Here is a 15,693-nt window from a genome sequence, read left to right on the forward strand (position 1 = left end):
TTTACCAGTTTACACTTTTTGGAGCAAGCACCCTATTTTTTAGCAATCATTCCCCAAAAAAGTGTAAAGTACTTTGGGGGGTGATATGAAGGATGCCAAAAATTGATGATGAAAAACAGGAGTTGAAAAATTTTCTGGGTGCCCAATATCAAGATATTATGGCAAACTTTGATCACAATGTTTTGAGGTTCAAGAAAAAATACAAGATTGTTTGCCACAAAGATTCCGGGCTTATTTGATTTATTCCTCATCCGTCCTTTTTTAAATTAAATTGAATTTTCAGCAATTAGTTTTTCGGATGCCCGGATCAAAAATTGAGATCTGTTCCAGCCCATTTTCTGGGAATAGGCATCTACTTTTTCCAGAACAGAAGCCGGAAAGCTTGCGTTAAACCGCTTCTTTTCTTCGTACTGCTTCATTATTCCCTTATCAATTGTGACTCTCATAATATCCTTACCAGGATACAGCTTTCTCAATTCATCAAAAGTTGATGGTTTTTCGGGAATAAAGTCCTTATCTGCAACTTGAAGCCACCCTGAGGCTGCATCGATTGCAGCCTCGTAGGCCTCTTCCATGGTTTGCCCGAAAGTCAGACATCCGGGTAAATCTGGAAATTCAACTTCCACAGCATCAGAAGAATATTCGAAAACAGCATAATACCCTTTCGCTATGGCTTTTTTAGACATTTTTATCTCCTTGTTTTGTTACGCCTCAATCCCGGCCTGCTTCAATATCTTTAAAGCAGTGCCTTTGGCGATTTCATTGTGCCTGGGGACCATTATTGGTGGACACCCGGGTTTCTTAAATACATCATGATTTCCTCCATGGCCTTCTTTATAGCCAGCCTGTATTAAGAGTTTGACGATACGTTTTTTCTTCATAAAGAATTAATCTCCGGCCTATTTTTTTGTTAAAATACTTTGTCATGTCGAATCTCCTTTTTCGCTTTTTGCGGATTGCATTTCAACGGTACAGAATCTCCTGTGTACCGCCCCTCCTCTGGTTAGTTTATTATGAAGGCCCCATCGGGAGTTCAGGCCTTGTTCATGATTAAGATACATCATTCTTATACACATATCAACACACAGGCGTGTGCGGCTACACATAAAATATAAGGCCAAGGCAAATGGGACTAATAGGGATAGCCTACGGTGAAATTTATGTTCAGAAACAATACCTTCGCCAATTTTTGGTGCTCTCCCGCTACTACTTTGATTATAAAATTGACCATTCGGCTACCTGTTTTATCTTTAATTATATAAAGATAAGGAGGGATTTCATGAGACGAGCATCAAATTGGAATCAGCCGTGTCCGAATAAAAATTGCATGCGCTACGGCCAAATAAATCAAGGAAACATCATATCGATCAGCACGTATATTACCAAAAGTGGGAAACGGCATATTTTTCGATGCAACACATGTAATGAAGCATTTTCTGAGACCCGTGATACTGCCTTCTTTGATCTGAAAACAGAAGAAGAAAAGGTCATAATGGCTTTGAAGATGATACTGGTAAAAGTGGATATCACCGGAATCGCCTTCGTGCTTGGTGTTAAAGAAGACACAATTTTATTTTGGCTGGATCGAGCATACAAAAAAGCGAATGAAATCAACCAAGCACTTCTCAAAGAACTTCCCGTTACGAGAGTAGAGTTGGATGAGATGTGGAGTTTTGTCCGGCGAAAAACGAATAATGGTGAGGAAGAAGACCCTGTTTATAGTGAGAACGGCAGTTCTGAAGCAGAAGAATCAGATGAAGGACAGCAGTGGACTTGGATTAGTTTTGCACCGGAATATAGGCTGATTTTGGGGATTATTGTGGGACCACGAACGTCCAAAACAGCTCTTTCACTGATTGCATTGACAGCCAGTATTGTTATGGGAATTCCTTGTTATTTTAGCGATGGCTTTAGCTGTTATTACAATGCATTGCTTGCCTGCTACTATCAAATCAGAGTGTTTCCCAGAACCGGAAAACCAGGACGTCCCAAAGATCCTGTAAAAGAACCTCATCCCGATCTCGTATATGCTCAGGTAGTAAAAGAAAAGAAAAAAGGCAGACTGGTCGGTATCAGTCATCGCATCAGATGCGGAGCGGAACGGCTTGCCAACTTGGGGTTCAATATAGGCACCAGCTTTCTGGAAAGGTTGAACCTTACGATCAGGCAGTCCTTAGCACCCTTTGGACGTAAAACTCTTGGCTTCAGCAAAAAAAAAGAAAATCTCGAAAAGCAGACCATTTTTTTTCAAGCTTTTTATAACTTTGCACGTCCTCATATGAGTCTTCGAGAAAAAATATCGGATTCTGATGAACGATTTCAAAAAAAGTGGCGCCCAAAAACACCAGCAATGGCAGCTGGGATATCTGAGCATGTTTGGGAATTTAGGGAGCTCTTAACCTATAAATATGTCACCGAATCATAATCAAAGTAGTAGCGGGAGAGCACCCAATTTTTACATCACTTGAGAATACCATAGGTTTATTTTACAAGTGTTCCTGAAAAGGCTCGATAATAAAAAATCGACCCTACAAAACATGGGTAAGTTTTTAATATAACAATCTGAAATTATGAACTTTTTAAAAATGGCTAAAATGCAGAAGGTAAAAGGGTTTTTCGGGCTAAGACACGAGACAGAAATGGCGAAGGTATTGAGAAATGAAACTCAAATTTAAGTAGTCCACGCCAATTTGAACCTCAACTTGAATCCGAAATTATAGAATTCATTTAAATTATCATACTGTGATCTCAAACTGCTCATGTATCAAGAACGCAATTTGTATGATATGATACCGGAATAACTATCACAGTGAGGAATCCTTTATGCCAGACAAAAAACCAAGCTTTAAAAATGCATGGAATCATTCAAAAATAAAAGTAGAAAAATCCAATAAATCCAAGCTTGAGACCAGTTTTAAAATTGGAAGATATAATCGGCTGAGTGTTCAAACCAGATCGGATTATGGCGTCTATTTAAGCTCTGGAGAAGACCGGGTTCTGCTGCCTAATAAATATGTCCCGGAGAAGCTGTCTATCGGCGATTACCTTGATGTGTTTGTTTACACTGATTCTGAAGATCGTCTGGTGGCAACCACTTTAAAACCAGCCGGTGTGGTAGACGATTTTGTTTTTTTAATCACAAAAGATGTTGGCCCTATTGGAACCTTTATGGACTGGGGGCTGGAAAAAGATTTACTGGTGCCCAGGAATGAGCAGCAGGACAGGATGGTGCCTGGAAAAAAATATTTAGTCAAAATCTGCCAGGATGACCGAACCCACAGGATTTATGGCACAACGCAAATCTCAACAAACTGTGATAAAGACACCAGGGGTCTTAAAGTCGGGCAACAGGTTGACTTGATTGTTCACTCCATTACTACCATTGGTATCATGGCGGTTGTTGATAACCGGTACTATGGGATGATGTACCTGAATGAAACCTATCAAAAATTATTTATCGGAGATACGTGTAAAGGGTATATCATGCGGCTGCGTGAGGATGGGAAAATTGATTTGAGCCTGAAAAAACCAGGCTACTCATCGGTTCCTAAATCTGCTGAAGTAATTTTATACCGGTTAAACAAATCCGGGGGATTTATCCCCTGCCATGATAAGAGCTCACCTGAAGAAATCCGGAAAAGGTTCTCCATGAGTAAGAAAGAATTCAAAAGGGCTGTGGGCACCCTGTATAAAAAAAGATTGATAGAATTAAGAAACAACGGGATAGCTCTGATCAAATGAATAAAAATGATATTTTACGCAGGATTCGATATATCTTTGATTTCAGTGATTCGGATATGATTTTAATTTTTGGGCAAGCCGGGCATGAGGTGACACGGTCACAGGTCAGTGACTGGCTGAAAAAAGATGATGATCCGGCCTGTAAAAAATGCACGGATACAGAGCTGGCTGTTTTTCTTAATGGACTGATCAATCATAAACGGGGAAAAAGAGAAGAGTCTCAGCCTGAGCCTGAACCGAAATTAAATAATAATGCCATTTTAATGAAGCTGAAAATCGCATTAAACTTCAGGGCCAAGGATGTAATAAGGGTTTTATCCCTGGCGGGTTTGCGAATCAGCAAACATGAATTGAGTGCCTGTTTCCGCAGGCCCGGACATAAGCATTACAGGGAATGCAAAAACCAGATTTTACGTAATTTTTTAAAAGGGCTGCAGCTTGAATTAAGGCCTGGAACAGATATTGAATCTGCGAACCCCTGGGGTAACCTTTGACCATCCCAAGATTTTCACGGATTATTATGACAGAGTATCCGTGATTTCCTTTATTCGAATCGATATCTCCCTGACATTTGTCGTTCTGTTGTCTATCCACCATTTGGCGTCTGTTATTTTTTGCCACTCCTGGAAAAATAGCAGGAAGGCATTGTCTGATAATGCTTTTGCGTCTTCATCTTCATGGTTCAGACTTTGATTTAAATAGTTGGCTGGACAGACCAAATGATAAGAGTTCATGGGTTGTACTGTTCAATAACCTTGCTGATTCGGGCTTTAATGATGAAAAAAATTCAAAAGGCTGGGATATCAATGTCCATCAATAGAACTCAAGAAAAGCTATCAGACATTCGGGAAGTCTTAAATGTATTTCCACAGAAAAGGAGAAAAAAGATCTCCCAATCCGTAGTTTCTAAAATGGATGAAACCCAGCAACGACTGTTTGATCTTTTTAATATGGAGAGTTTTTTATGAAGTTAGGGAGGATACATCATATGCAATTTTTTTTATTAAATCAAATATTTGAGTGTCAAACTTTTGATAACTCGTAAACTCGGGATAGGTGACCGTAATCGCATTTATAAAATTTAATGACGGAAAAACAGGCCAAAGAAAATTATTTCTGCCCAGAATGCTCGACATGGATCTGCAGCGGTTTTAATGTGTCTAAATGGACATCTCTTTGGGGAAAGGCAATCACGAGACCTTCTTCTGCAAACAGCTGATCTATTTTGAACCTTACATTGCTTTCAATTTCGCGCCCTTCAATAATGCGCCGGATTTCAACCCAGAAATATATATTGAAAATCAACGCATTGTCACCAAAATCACTGAACAGGACAAAAGGTGATGGGTATTTTAACACATTTGGGGCTTCTCCAACCGCCTGAATGAGTTTTTTAAAAAGCAACCTCCTATCCCTATCCCTCTATCCCTTAAAGAGGTTGTCTTCCTTTCCGGTTTCCGTCCTCCGGTCTCCGTTCTCCAATTTTTGAGTACAGCCAATTGCTGTTGATCAGTATCGGTTATGTGACGTTTCATGGAGGATTTCCACAACAGGAAGCTCCCAGAAATCACTTAACTGCCGGGTGTTGTCATAACCTTCTCCATCGGTCTTCCGCCGCTGTATCATGCCAAGCACCCTGACATGCAGTATGTTTTGAGTTCTTCCCCGCCACTTTGCAGACCCTTTGTTCGAAAGCCTTGTGATGGTTTGATGGTCTTTATTTTTAATGTAGATATGCCCGTTGTTCTCTGTCAATTGAACTTTATCCATGGGGTTCAGTTTCGATAATGCATGGTGAATGGGATGGTTTCCATGGAACAATCCGGCATATGAAATAAAAAGATCTTCCATGCCCAGGATCGAAACGGTTAAGGCTTCGTTGAAACCACGGATTTCAAACTGATCAGCTTCAGTGACATGGACAAATTCGTTTTGTTCCAGAAAAGGGACATGGGGGTTGACGTGATCCTTGTTTTCGTATTGGATTTTAAAAATGTATAAAAAAGAGATTGCCCGTGTCATGGCCACATAAAACAGGCGCCGCTCTTCTTCAAGATCCTTGTTTTTCCATCCGCCGTCCAGGATAAACATTACTTCAAACTGCATGCCTTTTACGCTGTGGGCTGTTCCGATAAACACGCCGGAACCGGTTTTGTTCTCCTGTCTTTCTTCCAAAAGGGTTTCAAGGGCAAACCCTTTTGCCCGGTCAATGGAGATTTCCATGTCAGAGTTAATTGCGCACCATGATTCAAGAATCTGTTCAACCTGTCGTGTCCATGTGTTTTTCTGCGGAAAACGGCTGAGAATCTCCTGTTTGAGTTCAACCGGTCGTTTGCTTTCTTTTTTATGATCTTCAAGGTAGTTTAGAAATTGTTGAATTTCCCGAATTTTTAATATCGGCACCCCGGAACTGTTTTTGATGGAATAACAAAAGGGGATATCTTCTTTGGCAAGTGCCATTCTAAGGGCCACCAGAAACGAATAACCCATTCCCTGGCGGGATACCACGGCAACATCATGGAACCCCTTGTCCGGATTCTCCGCAATAAACTGTTTTATTTTTTTTGCTGTAAAAACAGCCTGGCCAACCATATCATTCACCTGGATGACCTGGACAAGCTCGTCGGTGTTGATGTTTTGGGCAGGCTGTTCGACGGTTAGCCTTTTGGCATTGATCCGGCAGGGCATGTTTGTTTTCATTCGATTTGAATTTAAGCCGATAAATGCGTTTGAGGCCTGGATGACCGGGTATGAAGATCTGTAGTTTTCAAGTAAATAAAAGGTTTTTGCCCCGTAATCCTGCTGGAATTGCTTGATAAATTTTACGTTTGCATTTCGAAATCCGTAAATGCTCTGGTCATCATCTCCCACTGCCATAATGGAAATCTTCATATCCCGGTCTTGTTCAAGCCTTCCGGTCAAAGCGGAGATAAATCGGTACTGGCGATCATCAATGTCCTGGTATTCATCCACCAGGATGTATCGATATCTGGCCAAAAGGTATTCGCGTGCTTCAGATTGTTCAATTCCAACAATTTCGCGCTCCCCGTTTAAAATATCAAGTGCTTCATCAATGACCGAATCAAACCCGGTTTTGTTTTGTTTCCGGGACTGCCCGGTTTGAGATTCCATAAAAGACCGGCCTGTCAAGCGCATGGCAAATCCGTGGTAGGTCATTGCCGTGACAAGGCTGGCACGTTTGCCGGTCAATTGCCTGATTCTTTTTCGAAGTTCAATCATGGCCTGGTGGTTGAAACACAGAACAAGGATAGAGGACGGGTCAACCGATTTGGCCTTGATCAGCCAGGCACATCGATGAACAATAGTCCTGGTCTTGCCTGAACCGGGGCCGGCCAGGACCAGGATGTTTTGTTCAGGCGGGGATGCGACAATGGTCTCCTGGGTGTGATTTTCAAGGGACTGGACAATATCCTTGTAGGCCTGGGCCGTCATTGCTGTTTGAATCAGCTCTTTTTGCCGTGGGAAATGCTGTTGGATAAAATCATCGTAGGAGGATGCAAAGTAATCGCTGACAAATCCCAGGGCGGTTTTGATTTTTTCAAGCCCCAACCGGGCATACTTTTCCATGACATGGACCTGGACGTTTTTCTGGGCATAGTGGTGGGACAACGGCTCGTAATCCCCCTTGGTGTATTGTCTCTTGCTGCTTTGAGGGCGCATGGTCAGTGTCATGGCCTGCCGGAATACGCCCAACCCGTTCTGCAAAGTGATCACTTTCATGTCGTGCATGAATAAAAGGCCGGATTCAATTAAGGCTTTGTGGTCTCCTTTGAATCCTGCAAAATACATATCCGACTGGATGGCCTGTATCAAAGCGGAGAGGAAAAATTCGCAGATGATTTCAGCCTGGCCCTGCTGGAAAGGTTTAGGCAGACTTGAAATTATTGTTTTCAGGCAAATTCGAGAACAATTATGCCGCAGTGCCGCCCGGTTTTTGATCTCATTCCAGGGGAAATTGACAAAAACTTTTTGCTGTTCCCCATCTTTTCTGCCGGCAATTTTCATGCTCCGGCCTTGGTTTTGGGCCTTATCGCCGGCAAGCGCGGCTAATATTTTTCCCACAACATCGGTATTTACCTGGTGGTGCCCTAAGTCTTTGAGCTTTTGGGACATTAAACGAAGATGGATAATATCCGGTGTGTCCGGTGATACGGATGCGTCGGGGGAGAGCTCCTCCATCAGATCAATCATCCGGTTTTCAATTTCAATGAAAGATTCAAGAAGCTTGACCGAACTTTTTTTCCCCTTGGGCCGGACAAAGGCGGTCATGATCACGCCTTCCTTGATCAGGCCGATTTCGGCCATTTGAGATAAAAGTCCGATCACAAACTTGGGGTCCAGGTATTGTCCGGGCAGGTTTTCGATCTTGCCCAGGCCCGTACAGATCGTGTCTGCCGAAAGAGCGGCATCCTTGTCCGCATTGAACAGGATGTGCAAAACGGTTCTGTATACCGCTGCCGTCATTTTGGAAAGGTTGAGGCGGGCCATTTTTTTTTCTGCCTCATCAATATCTTTAACTATGGGCTTTCCCTTGAAAAACAGGGTCTGGTTAAACGAACGCTCAATAAATCCTTTGCGCTCAAGCCAGGAGACACCGATCCTTGCCCGGGTGTCGTCATCCGCAATATCCGCATATCCGATCAGGCGCATGATTTCACCAGGCGTGATGACGATTTCAGGTGCTTTGGCACCTCGTTTTTTTAAAACACTAAGGATTTTTTTGATATCTTTCAAGGAGAGTTTTGAATAGGCATTTAAGGAAAACTGGTTTTCAATGTCTTCCTGCTCATATAATAGGACACACTCGGCAGGGGCCGTATCTCTGCCCGCACGGCCGGCTTCCTGGAGGTAATTTTCAAGGGAGCCCGGAATATCGGCATGGATGACCAGGCGGATGTCTTTTTTGTCAATTCCCATACCAAATGCATTGGTGGCACAGATCACAGGGATTTTACCGGCCACAAAATCATCCTGGATATTGCGTTTTTCCGGTTCACTTCGGCCTGCATGAAATGCCTGGCAGGCAATGCCTTTTTCATTTAAAAATTCACTGAGCTCTTCTGTTTTTTTTCGGGTGGCACAATAAACAATTGCACCGCTGTCGTTGTCCGGCACACTTTCTTGAATGGTGTTGAAGATTACGTCAAACTTTTCATTTTTTGTCACCGGCCATACCTGAAAACTTAAATTTTCCCGTTGAACCCCGCTGATAAAATGATCCAGATCCAGATTCAGTGTCTGGTTGAAATGGCTGGTGATTTCTTCAACCACATCTTTTTTGGCTGTGGCCGTAAATGCTCCAATAAGCGGAGACGGCTTGGGCGGTTTGTGCTGTTTTTGGATGAACTGTGCCACATGAAGATAGTCCGGCCGAAAATCATGGCCCCATTTGGAAAGGCAATGGGCTTCATCAAAGACCCAGCATCCTACATCTCTTGAACTGATCAGCTGTGCCACGCTGAAGTTGCGTAACTGCTCCGGAGAGATATAAAGAATCCCGATGTCCCCCAGCCGGACTTTTTCCATGACGGCACCTCGTTCCGGAAGGGTCAGGCTGCCGTTGACGGCACCTGCCGCAGCAAACCCCGTGGTTTTATTTAAATTGTCCACCTGGTCCTTCATTAAGGCTTTGAGCGGCGATATCACCACGGTCAGTTCTCCTGTTCTGTGATAGCGGTGCAGGGCCGGAATCTGGTAGCAGATGGATTTTCCTCCGCCCGTGGGCAGGATACCTAAAAGCGGCTTGCCGGAAAGATTGGCTTCAATGATTTCCTTTTGAAGCGGACGGCCGTCCGGCAATTTTCTGTATTCATCAAACCCAAAGTACTTTTTTAAAAGCTTTTCAGGATTATTGTTCTCGTTACAATAGGGACACTCTTTTTCACCGCAGGCGTATCGCAGTTTGTTGATAAGTCCTGAAAGCTCAGTAAACTCATGTTTTACCCAGGCAGGGATGATGGAATTGCCGCCCGATACCCTCAGCCATGACAGGGCATAGGCAAGGATCGTCCTTTTTTGTCCGGGAGCGCACAGCGATTCCCAGGCATTGTCCAGGGCCGTTGTACAGATCTTATCTTTGCAGATATCAAGAAATATCTGTCTGGCTTGATCCCCATGGGGAACAGATTGGCACAAGGTGTAAAACAGATCAAACTGCCCTGATTGATTCGGCTTTTTATTTTCGGTGTTAAAAAATTGGAAGGCAAAGGCGAAAAATGAAGTCAGGTCGGGTTCAACCGCATGTATTGCAGACAAGGCCGTTACCTGGTCTTTAAAAATAGACCAGGCCAGTTCAGCGTCGGCCACAGGATTGTTTTTACTGTGTTTTACAAGCTGATAGTTTTTGACCAGTTTGTGGTAGGGATTTTCCGGGAACGCAAGGGGTGACAAATAAAGCGTATCAATAACCGGCAGGTTTAAAACGGGGGTATCCGGTAAAATTTTTTTTATCAGGGCAAGGTCATGATTGATAATATTGTGGCCTAAGATATATTCCGCCCCATAGGCAAAATCAGATAATGCCTTTAAAGCCGCCTGCTGGTTTTTTATCTCTTTTTTTTCAAATACGGCACCGTTGAGAACCGCACCGATATGAAAGATATCGCCCTGTGGAACAGCCTCAAGATCGATGACGAGCGTATGTTTGAATTTTTTGAAGATTTTGTCTGCAAGGCTATTTAACAGCGTCTCCTTTTCGCCTAAAGCGTCTTTATCCGATACAGGGGAAAGGGCTGTCATACGGTTCACATATTATTTTTGTTTAACCGGACCCATTTTTCCACAGATTTATACGGGTAGGATTCAAGGCAGCCAAAACCTGCCATCTGCCTGGCTTTATAATCGGTTAACCAAGGTGATGTAACGCCGCATAAAAATCGTGTGAGCAAGGTCACTGACACGGGGGTATGTGCCGTATTAATCAGTGGCTGAATAAGGGAATGAAAATCCATTTGTTCAAAAGACGGCAACTTTGAAGACTCAAGCTTGCATGCCTTTTTTTGAATACAAACCGAACAATTCTTGCAGTTATGATCTAACTGTTCTCCAAAATAAGCAGATAAACTTTTAGATAGGCAAAGATCTGTTTCAAAAAAATGAATCATTTCATGCAGACGGGTGATCTCTTTTTTTTCTTTTTCGACAAAAAGATCTGCAAGTTCTTGGGCGGTCCTGTCTGGATCAAATTCACAATCAAGTATCTCAAAAACTTCCACTGCGGATTTGGGTTTAAGGTCTATCCACTTTTTTTCATTGAAATATTCCAGGGCGTTAAGAACCCTTTGTCGATCTGAACCCGATTGGGCCGCCGCATTGTTCACATCAACATTTGTCCATGTTTTGGCTGTTCTGGAGTTGTCAAAAATGATGCTTACAAATTTTTTTCTTTCTTCTTTAAACTGTTCAATGATGTTCTGTGAAGGAATCAAATATTTGAATGCATAATTTTCAAAATAACTATATTTTGGAGAAATAATCTGGGCCATTTCAAGGTATACCAGCAGGGTCTTCAACGGCAACAGTCGAATATCAGATTTTTTGCTCAAGGTGTATGGGCGAACTTTAAACAGCTTGTCTTCACATTGACGAATATCATCAAGAACGATTCGGATACTTTCAAACGTCGGGGTATCGCCGTATGCAAAATTTTCCAGGACCGGTACACTGTTTTTATTTCCCAGAAGAATGCAAAGAGATGGTTTGCCGTCCCTTCCGGCCCTGCCGATTTCCTGGCTGTAACTTTCAATGGATTTGGGCAGGTCATAATGGATCACTTTTCGAATATTTGATTTATCAATTCCCATTCCAAAGGCAATTGTCGCAACAACCGTATTGGTTTTTCCAACCATAAAATCATTTTGAACAGCGTCGCGTTCCTCGTTTTTCATTCCAGCATGGTATGCCGTTGCATTTATTGCGTTGTCCCCAAGCATCCGGGTGACTCGATCCGCTGTCTTTTGCAATGTCACATACACAATGGCCGGGTCATCAGGGGCTTGGGCCAGTATATCCAACAGCAGCTTGTCTTTTTTTTTTTCTTCTACAGGATGTATGCGAAGAGACAGGTTTTTCCTGTAGAATCCTGTTTTAACAACATTTTGGGGGCTGACGGCAAATTTCTCGCACATGTCGTCAATGACTTGCGGGGTTGCTGTGGCCGTCAGCAGCAAGACTTTATTAATCCCGAACTCTTTCTGATATATCGGGATCTTGAGATAATCCGGCCTGAAATTGTGGCCCCATTCAGATATACAATGGGCCTCATCCACGACAAGCAGAGATACATTCATTTGTTTAAGCTGGGTTCTGAACCGTTCATTTTTAAACCGTTCAACAGCAATCATCAATATTTTAAGCTGCCCTGACCGGGCTTTTTCAAGCGTATCTCGGTATTCTTCACTGCTCATCCCCGAGTCCAGCTTTTCAGCGGGTATGTTTTTTGACTTTAAAAAGTCGATCTGATTTTTCATCAGGGATAAAAGCGGAGAAACAACCAAGGTCATCCCGTGCTCAAGAATTGCAGGCAATTGATAGCAAAGAGATTTTCCCGCACCTGTGGGAAAGATGGATGCAGCCGACTGGCCGGAGGTTATGGCTTCCATGACTTGCTGCTGGCCGGGTTTAAATAGTTCAAATCCGAATTGATGCTTTAATATTTTTTTGATTGAGGTCATATCAGAAGTTTACCAATTTCAGAAACGCCTTGTTATTATAATATCGAGGGGGCTTGAATATTATTGTCTTTGTTTGTTTGCCCTTATAAATATATTATGTTTCGAATAAATTAGCCGTTAAGTTGGTTGGAGATTATCCTGTTTTTTGCTCAAATTTCAAGTCTAAACGAACCATTTTGTCAAAAATACGTTGAAAAATAATTTTATAACTCAAAGTTCATCTGAAATCGGTTGCAATTTCTTTCTATTCTATAGATAGGCTTCATAAGCACGATATTAAGGTTCACTGCCCGGGAATTTGAAATTGGCATGGCTGACTAAAGTAGTGTTGGGGAATTTCGATGAGACCAAAGTCCACAATATAACATTTATTTCCCAGCATAGGATTCCTATCAATTTGATTTTTTGATTAGACCACAATGATGGTATTATGAGTCGCCCAAGCATATTTCAAAAAAGTATTCAATAACAGAAGTATTGTGGAGGGAGATTATTTCACATGCTCACTGTGGACCACATCAATATCAAAATGTCCCCAATGTGGAATTTAAAACCCCAGACTATTATTAAAAGTCCAGAGATTTAGAATCGCCTTCAAGACACTTTCTCTTTGAAGGAGGCATCCGGCTTTAGCAGTCAAGAATAATTATCCGATCCTTGAATCAAACCATGAGGAGGGAATAGCTATTTGACCATTTTGATTCTCAGTTTGTTTTTATAAACTGTAAGTCGGCAGGTCGTATTTCTTTTGTCAGAAAAATCAACCAACTGCTCCAGAATATATTCATGAAAGCTATTTTCCCCGGGTTGAGACAGATAATAATCATTTTCGGGCCTACGCCGGGCCAAGGACGCATTAATGGTAGCCTCCCCGACCACCACCTTCACATTCCGCTTTTTTCCAGGTTCCAGCGGCGTATTCTGCAGAAATGTTTCGGCAAATTTGTTATTCAGCACCAGGCCGGGGGAGAATGCCGCCGGATCAAGTTTTACTGTCTGGCTAAGCCGTTCCCGTTTAAAATACAGGGCCAGGGCAAATTTGCTTCTGTCCCTGACAAGGGATTTGAAAAACGGATCGTTCCAGAATTCCCGGTATTCGGGTTTTAAGGTGAACATATTATTTTTTTTGTCCAGCACAAAACAGTCGGTGTCTGCATTACTCATCTTATCCAGGGGCATGTTTTTCAGATGGGTTCTGACCCTTGACAGGGGGAAGTCCGCCGGGTTCCCATGCTTTGCCAGTGCATCCCAGTCGGAAATCTGATCCGGGTGGTCCAGGTAATGGGCCAGGAATTTTTCTGCAATATCATCCACCGGCCAAGAGGTACCTTCAAGCTTTAACAGGGAAAGGAGGACCGCCATTTTATAAGATTTGGTGGGTTTGAGCCCGGCTTCGATGTGTCGGAGCAGGTATTCGGCCGGGGTGTCCATGTATGCTTTTTCCCGGTCCGGGATATTGCCCTCCTCGCAGTAATCCCTGGCCCGAAGCCAGGAGCCGAAGGGTTTGGGCTTCAGGAACCGGCAGGGATCGATATCCAACCCATTGTCTATCAGGTCCATGAGATCCAGGGGCGTTTCCTTGCCCAGGCTCTCCTTGATTTCCAGGTAGGCCATTTTCAGACGGTCTGCGACGGTCATGCCGTTGGTAACGATTTTTTTGATTTCGGCATCCCAGATCCGACGGACCCGGATATCCGGGCTCAGAAAGCAGCCTTTGGGCAAACCGGCCTCCAGGCTTTTGCCCGGGGAGGTGCCGGGGAAAGGGATGAGCTGGTCCGCTGATGTATAGCCGGACAGGGCCAGGGGGGCCACATGTGCCTTTTTGAAATTGCCCACAAAATCCAGTACCACAAGGAACTCTTTATCCTTGGCCTTTCTCAGGCCCCGGCCCAGCTGCTGGAGAAACACGGTAAAAGACTGGGTGGGTCGTAAAAACAGCACATGGCTCAGGCCCGGGATATCGGTCCCCTCATTGAAAATATCAACGGTGCAGATCACATTCAGGGAATCGGACTCATTTTGAAGCCGGGAGATGGCATCATGGCGGCTGAAGTCGCCGGATTCTCCCCACAGCGCCACAGCGGTGACCCCGTGGTCTCGGGTCAACCGTTCTGCGGTGTACCGGGCATGGCTCACCGAGGAACAGAATGCCAGGGCCTTAATTTTTCCCGATGCCGGCAGGTACCGTTTCAGATTCCGGGCGATCAATCTGGTCCGGGTATCGTTTTTAAGGGCACGGTCCAGCTCCTTCTCATCATACCGGCTGCCCCGCCAGACCAATTCGCTGTAGTCGGTTTCATCATAGATGGCATAATACTGGAAGGGCACCAGGTAGCCTCGGTCCACGGCATCCAGCACCCGGACTTCATAGGCAATGTTGTAATCACAGTACGCCAGGACGTTGCGGCCGTCCATCCGTTCCGGGGTTGCGGTGAGCCCCAGCAGGAATTTGGGCCGGAAATGGTCCAGTATCCGCCGGTAACTGTCCGAGGCGGCGTGGTGGAACTCGTCAATGACGATGTAATCAAAATCCCAGGACAGAAAAGATTCAAGGTGGTTGCTCCGGCTCAGGGTCTGGATCATGGCAAAGACGCCCTCGCCGTCCTCCGAAGCCAATTGCCCCCGTCCGTGGATCTCCCCGAAATCCGGTTTCCCAAGCACCCCGCGGAAGGTTTCCTGAGCTTTGAACAGAATATCCTCCCGGTGGGCAACGTAAAGCAGGCTGCGGCATCCGCTGTTTTTAAAGTCAAAGGCGGACAGATAGGTTTTGCCCACGCCGGTGGCGGCAATAACAGCGGCCTTTCCCACCCCCTGGCCCCTCAGTTCCTCCAGGTTGAGCAGTGCATCCTGCTGGGCGCTGTTGGGTGTGATTGCCGATGCAGGTTCGGCAGGTGCCGGGGGTGGATGATAGGGAGCCTGCTCTTCAAACACGGCGTAGATGGGTTTGCCGGCGGCATAGTCCTGTATTTCAGAGGATTTCCATCTTTGTCTATAAGCCGTCAAAAACGCATCATTGACCCGGGTGGTTTCATTTTCCCACACCCGGTCAAACTCATTCATCGAGGATTCAAGGGGAGATGTAAATAGTTATTGATTTTATATCTATTGTTATCTATATTAACTCATTATGAATAATATTTACAGAATAAACGAATTTGCAAAAAGAATAGGGAAATCTGCATCGACATTGCGACGCTGGGATGCTGAAGGCCGATTAGTTGCCAAGCGAACGCCGACAGGTCAGCGGTATTATGATGAA

The 15,693-nt window shown here is 44.1% G+C and carries 11 protein-coding genes and 1 pseudogene; 5 read left to right on the top strand and 7 right to left on the bottom strand.

Features of this window, described 5'->3' with window-relative positions; genetic code table 11:
- Positions 1-266: 266 nt before the first annotated feature.
- The gene (locus HXW94_RS10220; protein WP_178366801.1) at positions 267-686 is read right to left on the bottom strand and encodes a type II toxin-antitoxin system HicB family antitoxin; all 420 of its coding nucleotides are present in this window, start codon (positions 684-686) and stop codon (positions 267-269) included.
- Between the two features lie 18 nt (positions 687-704).
- Positions 705-881, bottom strand: a complete 177-nt coding sequence (locus HXW94_RS10225) for a type II toxin-antitoxin system HicA family toxin (RefSeq protein ID WP_178366802.1) — start codon at positions 879-881, stop codon at positions 705-707.
- Positions 882-1,279: 398 nt separating this feature from the next.
- On the opposite strand from HXW94_RS10225, the gene HXW94_RS10230 reads away from it, so the two are divergent.
- The 3 genes from HXW94_RS10230 to HXW94_RS10240 all read left to right on the top strand — a co-directional run bounded on the left by HXW94_RS10230 (position 1,280) and on the right by HXW94_RS10240 (position 4,235).
- On the top strand, positions 1,280-2,425 hold the full coding sequence (locus HXW94_RS10230) for a hypothetical protein (protein WP_178366803.1): 1,146 nt from the start codon (positions 1,280-1,282) through the stop codon (positions 2,423-2,425).
- A gap of 398 nt (positions 2,426-2,823) precedes the next feature.
- The gene (locus HXW94_RS10235) at positions 2,824-3,741 is read left to right on the top strand and encodes a CvfB family protein (protein WP_178366804.1); all 918 of its coding nucleotides are present in this window, start codon (positions 2,824-2,826) and stop codon (positions 3,739-3,741) included.
- Entirely contained in the window at positions 3,738-4,235 is a 498-nt protein-coding gene (locus tag HXW94_RS10240; protein WP_178366805.1) for a YehS family protein, read from the top strand. The genes HXW94_RS10235 and HXW94_RS10240 overlap by 4 nt, the downstream gene beginning before the upstream one ends.
- Positions 4,236-4,259: 24 nt before the next feature.
- On the opposite strand, the gene HXW94_RS10245 is transcribed toward HXW94_RS10240, so the two are convergent.
- A complete protein-coding gene (locus tag HXW94_RS10245; protein WP_178366806.1) occupies positions 4,260-4,475 on the bottom strand; it encodes a hypothetical protein in 216 nt (71 codons plus the stop codon).
- On the opposite strand from HXW94_RS10245, the pseudogene HXW94_RS20340 reads away from it, so the two are divergent.
- A pseudogene (locus HXW94_RS20340) lies at positions 4,449-4,709 on the top strand (IS1634 family transposase); the annotation flags it as partial. The gene HXW94_RS10245 and the pseudogene HXW94_RS20340 overlap by 27 nt on opposite strands.
- A gap of 142 nt (positions 4,710-4,851) precedes the next feature.
- Here the strand turns inward: HXW94_RS20340 and HXW94_RS10250 are convergent.
- From HXW94_RS10250 to HXW94_RS10265, 4 genes are all read right to left on the bottom strand, one after another.
- Positions 4,852-5,145, bottom strand: a complete 294-nt coding sequence (locus tag HXW94_RS10250; RefSeq protein ID WP_178366807.1) for a mechanosensitive ion channel domain-containing protein — start codon at positions 5,143-5,145, stop codon at positions 4,852-4,854.
- A 105-nt stretch (positions 5,146-5,250) separates the two neighbouring features.
- The gene (locus HXW94_RS10255) at positions 5,251-10,500 is read right to left on the bottom strand and encodes a RecQ family ATP-dependent DNA helicase (RefSeq protein WP_178366808.1); all 5,250 of its coding nucleotides are present in this window, start codon (positions 10,498-10,500) and stop codon (positions 5,251-5,253) included.
- 5 nt (positions 10,501-10,505) lie between these two features.
- Positions 10,506-12,434 (bottom strand): RecQ family ATP-dependent DNA helicase, encoded by a 1,929-nt coding sequence (locus HXW94_RS10260; RefSeq protein ID WP_178366809.1) that lies wholly within the window; start codon positions 12,432-12,434, stop codon positions 10,506-10,508.
- A gap of 684 nt (positions 12,435-13,118) precedes the next feature.
- A complete protein-coding gene (locus tag HXW94_RS10265; protein ID WP_178366810.1) occupies positions 13,119-15,494 on the bottom strand; it encodes a DEAD/DEAH box helicase in 2,376 nt (791 codons plus the stop codon).
- A gap of 67 nt (positions 15,495-15,561) precedes the next feature.
- Between HXW94_RS10265 and HXW94_RS10270 the strand changes: the two genes are divergently transcribed.
- The coding region (locus HXW94_RS10270) for a MerR family DNA-binding transcriptional regulator (RefSeq protein ID WP_178366811.1) at positions 15,562-15,693 on the top strand (132 nt) is incomplete at its 3' end.

This window comes from Desulfobacter latus, from assembly GCF_013389365.1.
Classification (GTDB): domain Bacteria; phylum Desulfobacterota; class Desulfobacteria; order Desulfobacterales; family Desulfobacteraceae; genus Desulfobacter; species Desulfobacter latus.

What these genes read in the sequence shown, in the direction of transcription:
- HXW94_RS10220 (WP_178366801.1), bottom strand. Translation starts at nt 686, where the DNA reads ATGTCTAAAAAAGCCATAGCGAAAGGGTATTATGCTGTTTTCGAATAT.
- HXW94_RS10225 (WP_178366802.1), bottom strand. Translation starts at nt 881, where the DNA reads ATGAAGAAAAAACGTATCGTCAAACTCTTAATACAGGCTGGCTATAAA.
- HXW94_RS10230 (WP_178366803.1), top strand. Translation starts at nt 1,280, where the DNA reads ATGAGACGAGCATCAAATTGGAATCAGCCGTGTCCGAATAAAAATTGC.
- HXW94_RS10235 (WP_178366804.1), top strand. Translation starts at nt 2,824, where the DNA reads ATGCCAGACAAAAAACCAAGCTTTAAAAATGCATGGAATCATTCAAAA.
- HXW94_RS10240 (WP_178366805.1), top strand. Translation starts at nt 3,738, where the DNA reads ATGAATAAAAATGATATTTTACGCAGGATTCGATATATCTTTGATTTC.
- HXW94_RS10245 (WP_178366806.1), bottom strand. Translation starts at nt 4,475, where the DNA reads ATGAACTCTTATCATTTGGTCTGTCCAGCCAACTATTTAAATCAAAGT.
- HXW94_RS10255 (WP_178366808.1), bottom strand. Translation starts at nt 10,500, where the DNA reads ATGACAGCCCTTTCCCCTGTATCGGATAAAGACGCTTTAGGCGAAAAG.
- HXW94_RS10260 (WP_178366809.1), bottom strand. Translation starts at nt 12,434, where the DNA reads ATGACCTCAATCAAAAAAATATTAAAGCATCAATTCGGATTTGAACTA.
- HXW94_RS10265 (WP_178366810.1), bottom strand. Translation starts at nt 15,494, where the DNA reads ATGAATGAGTTTGACCGGGTGTGGGAAAATGAAACCACCCGGGTCAAT.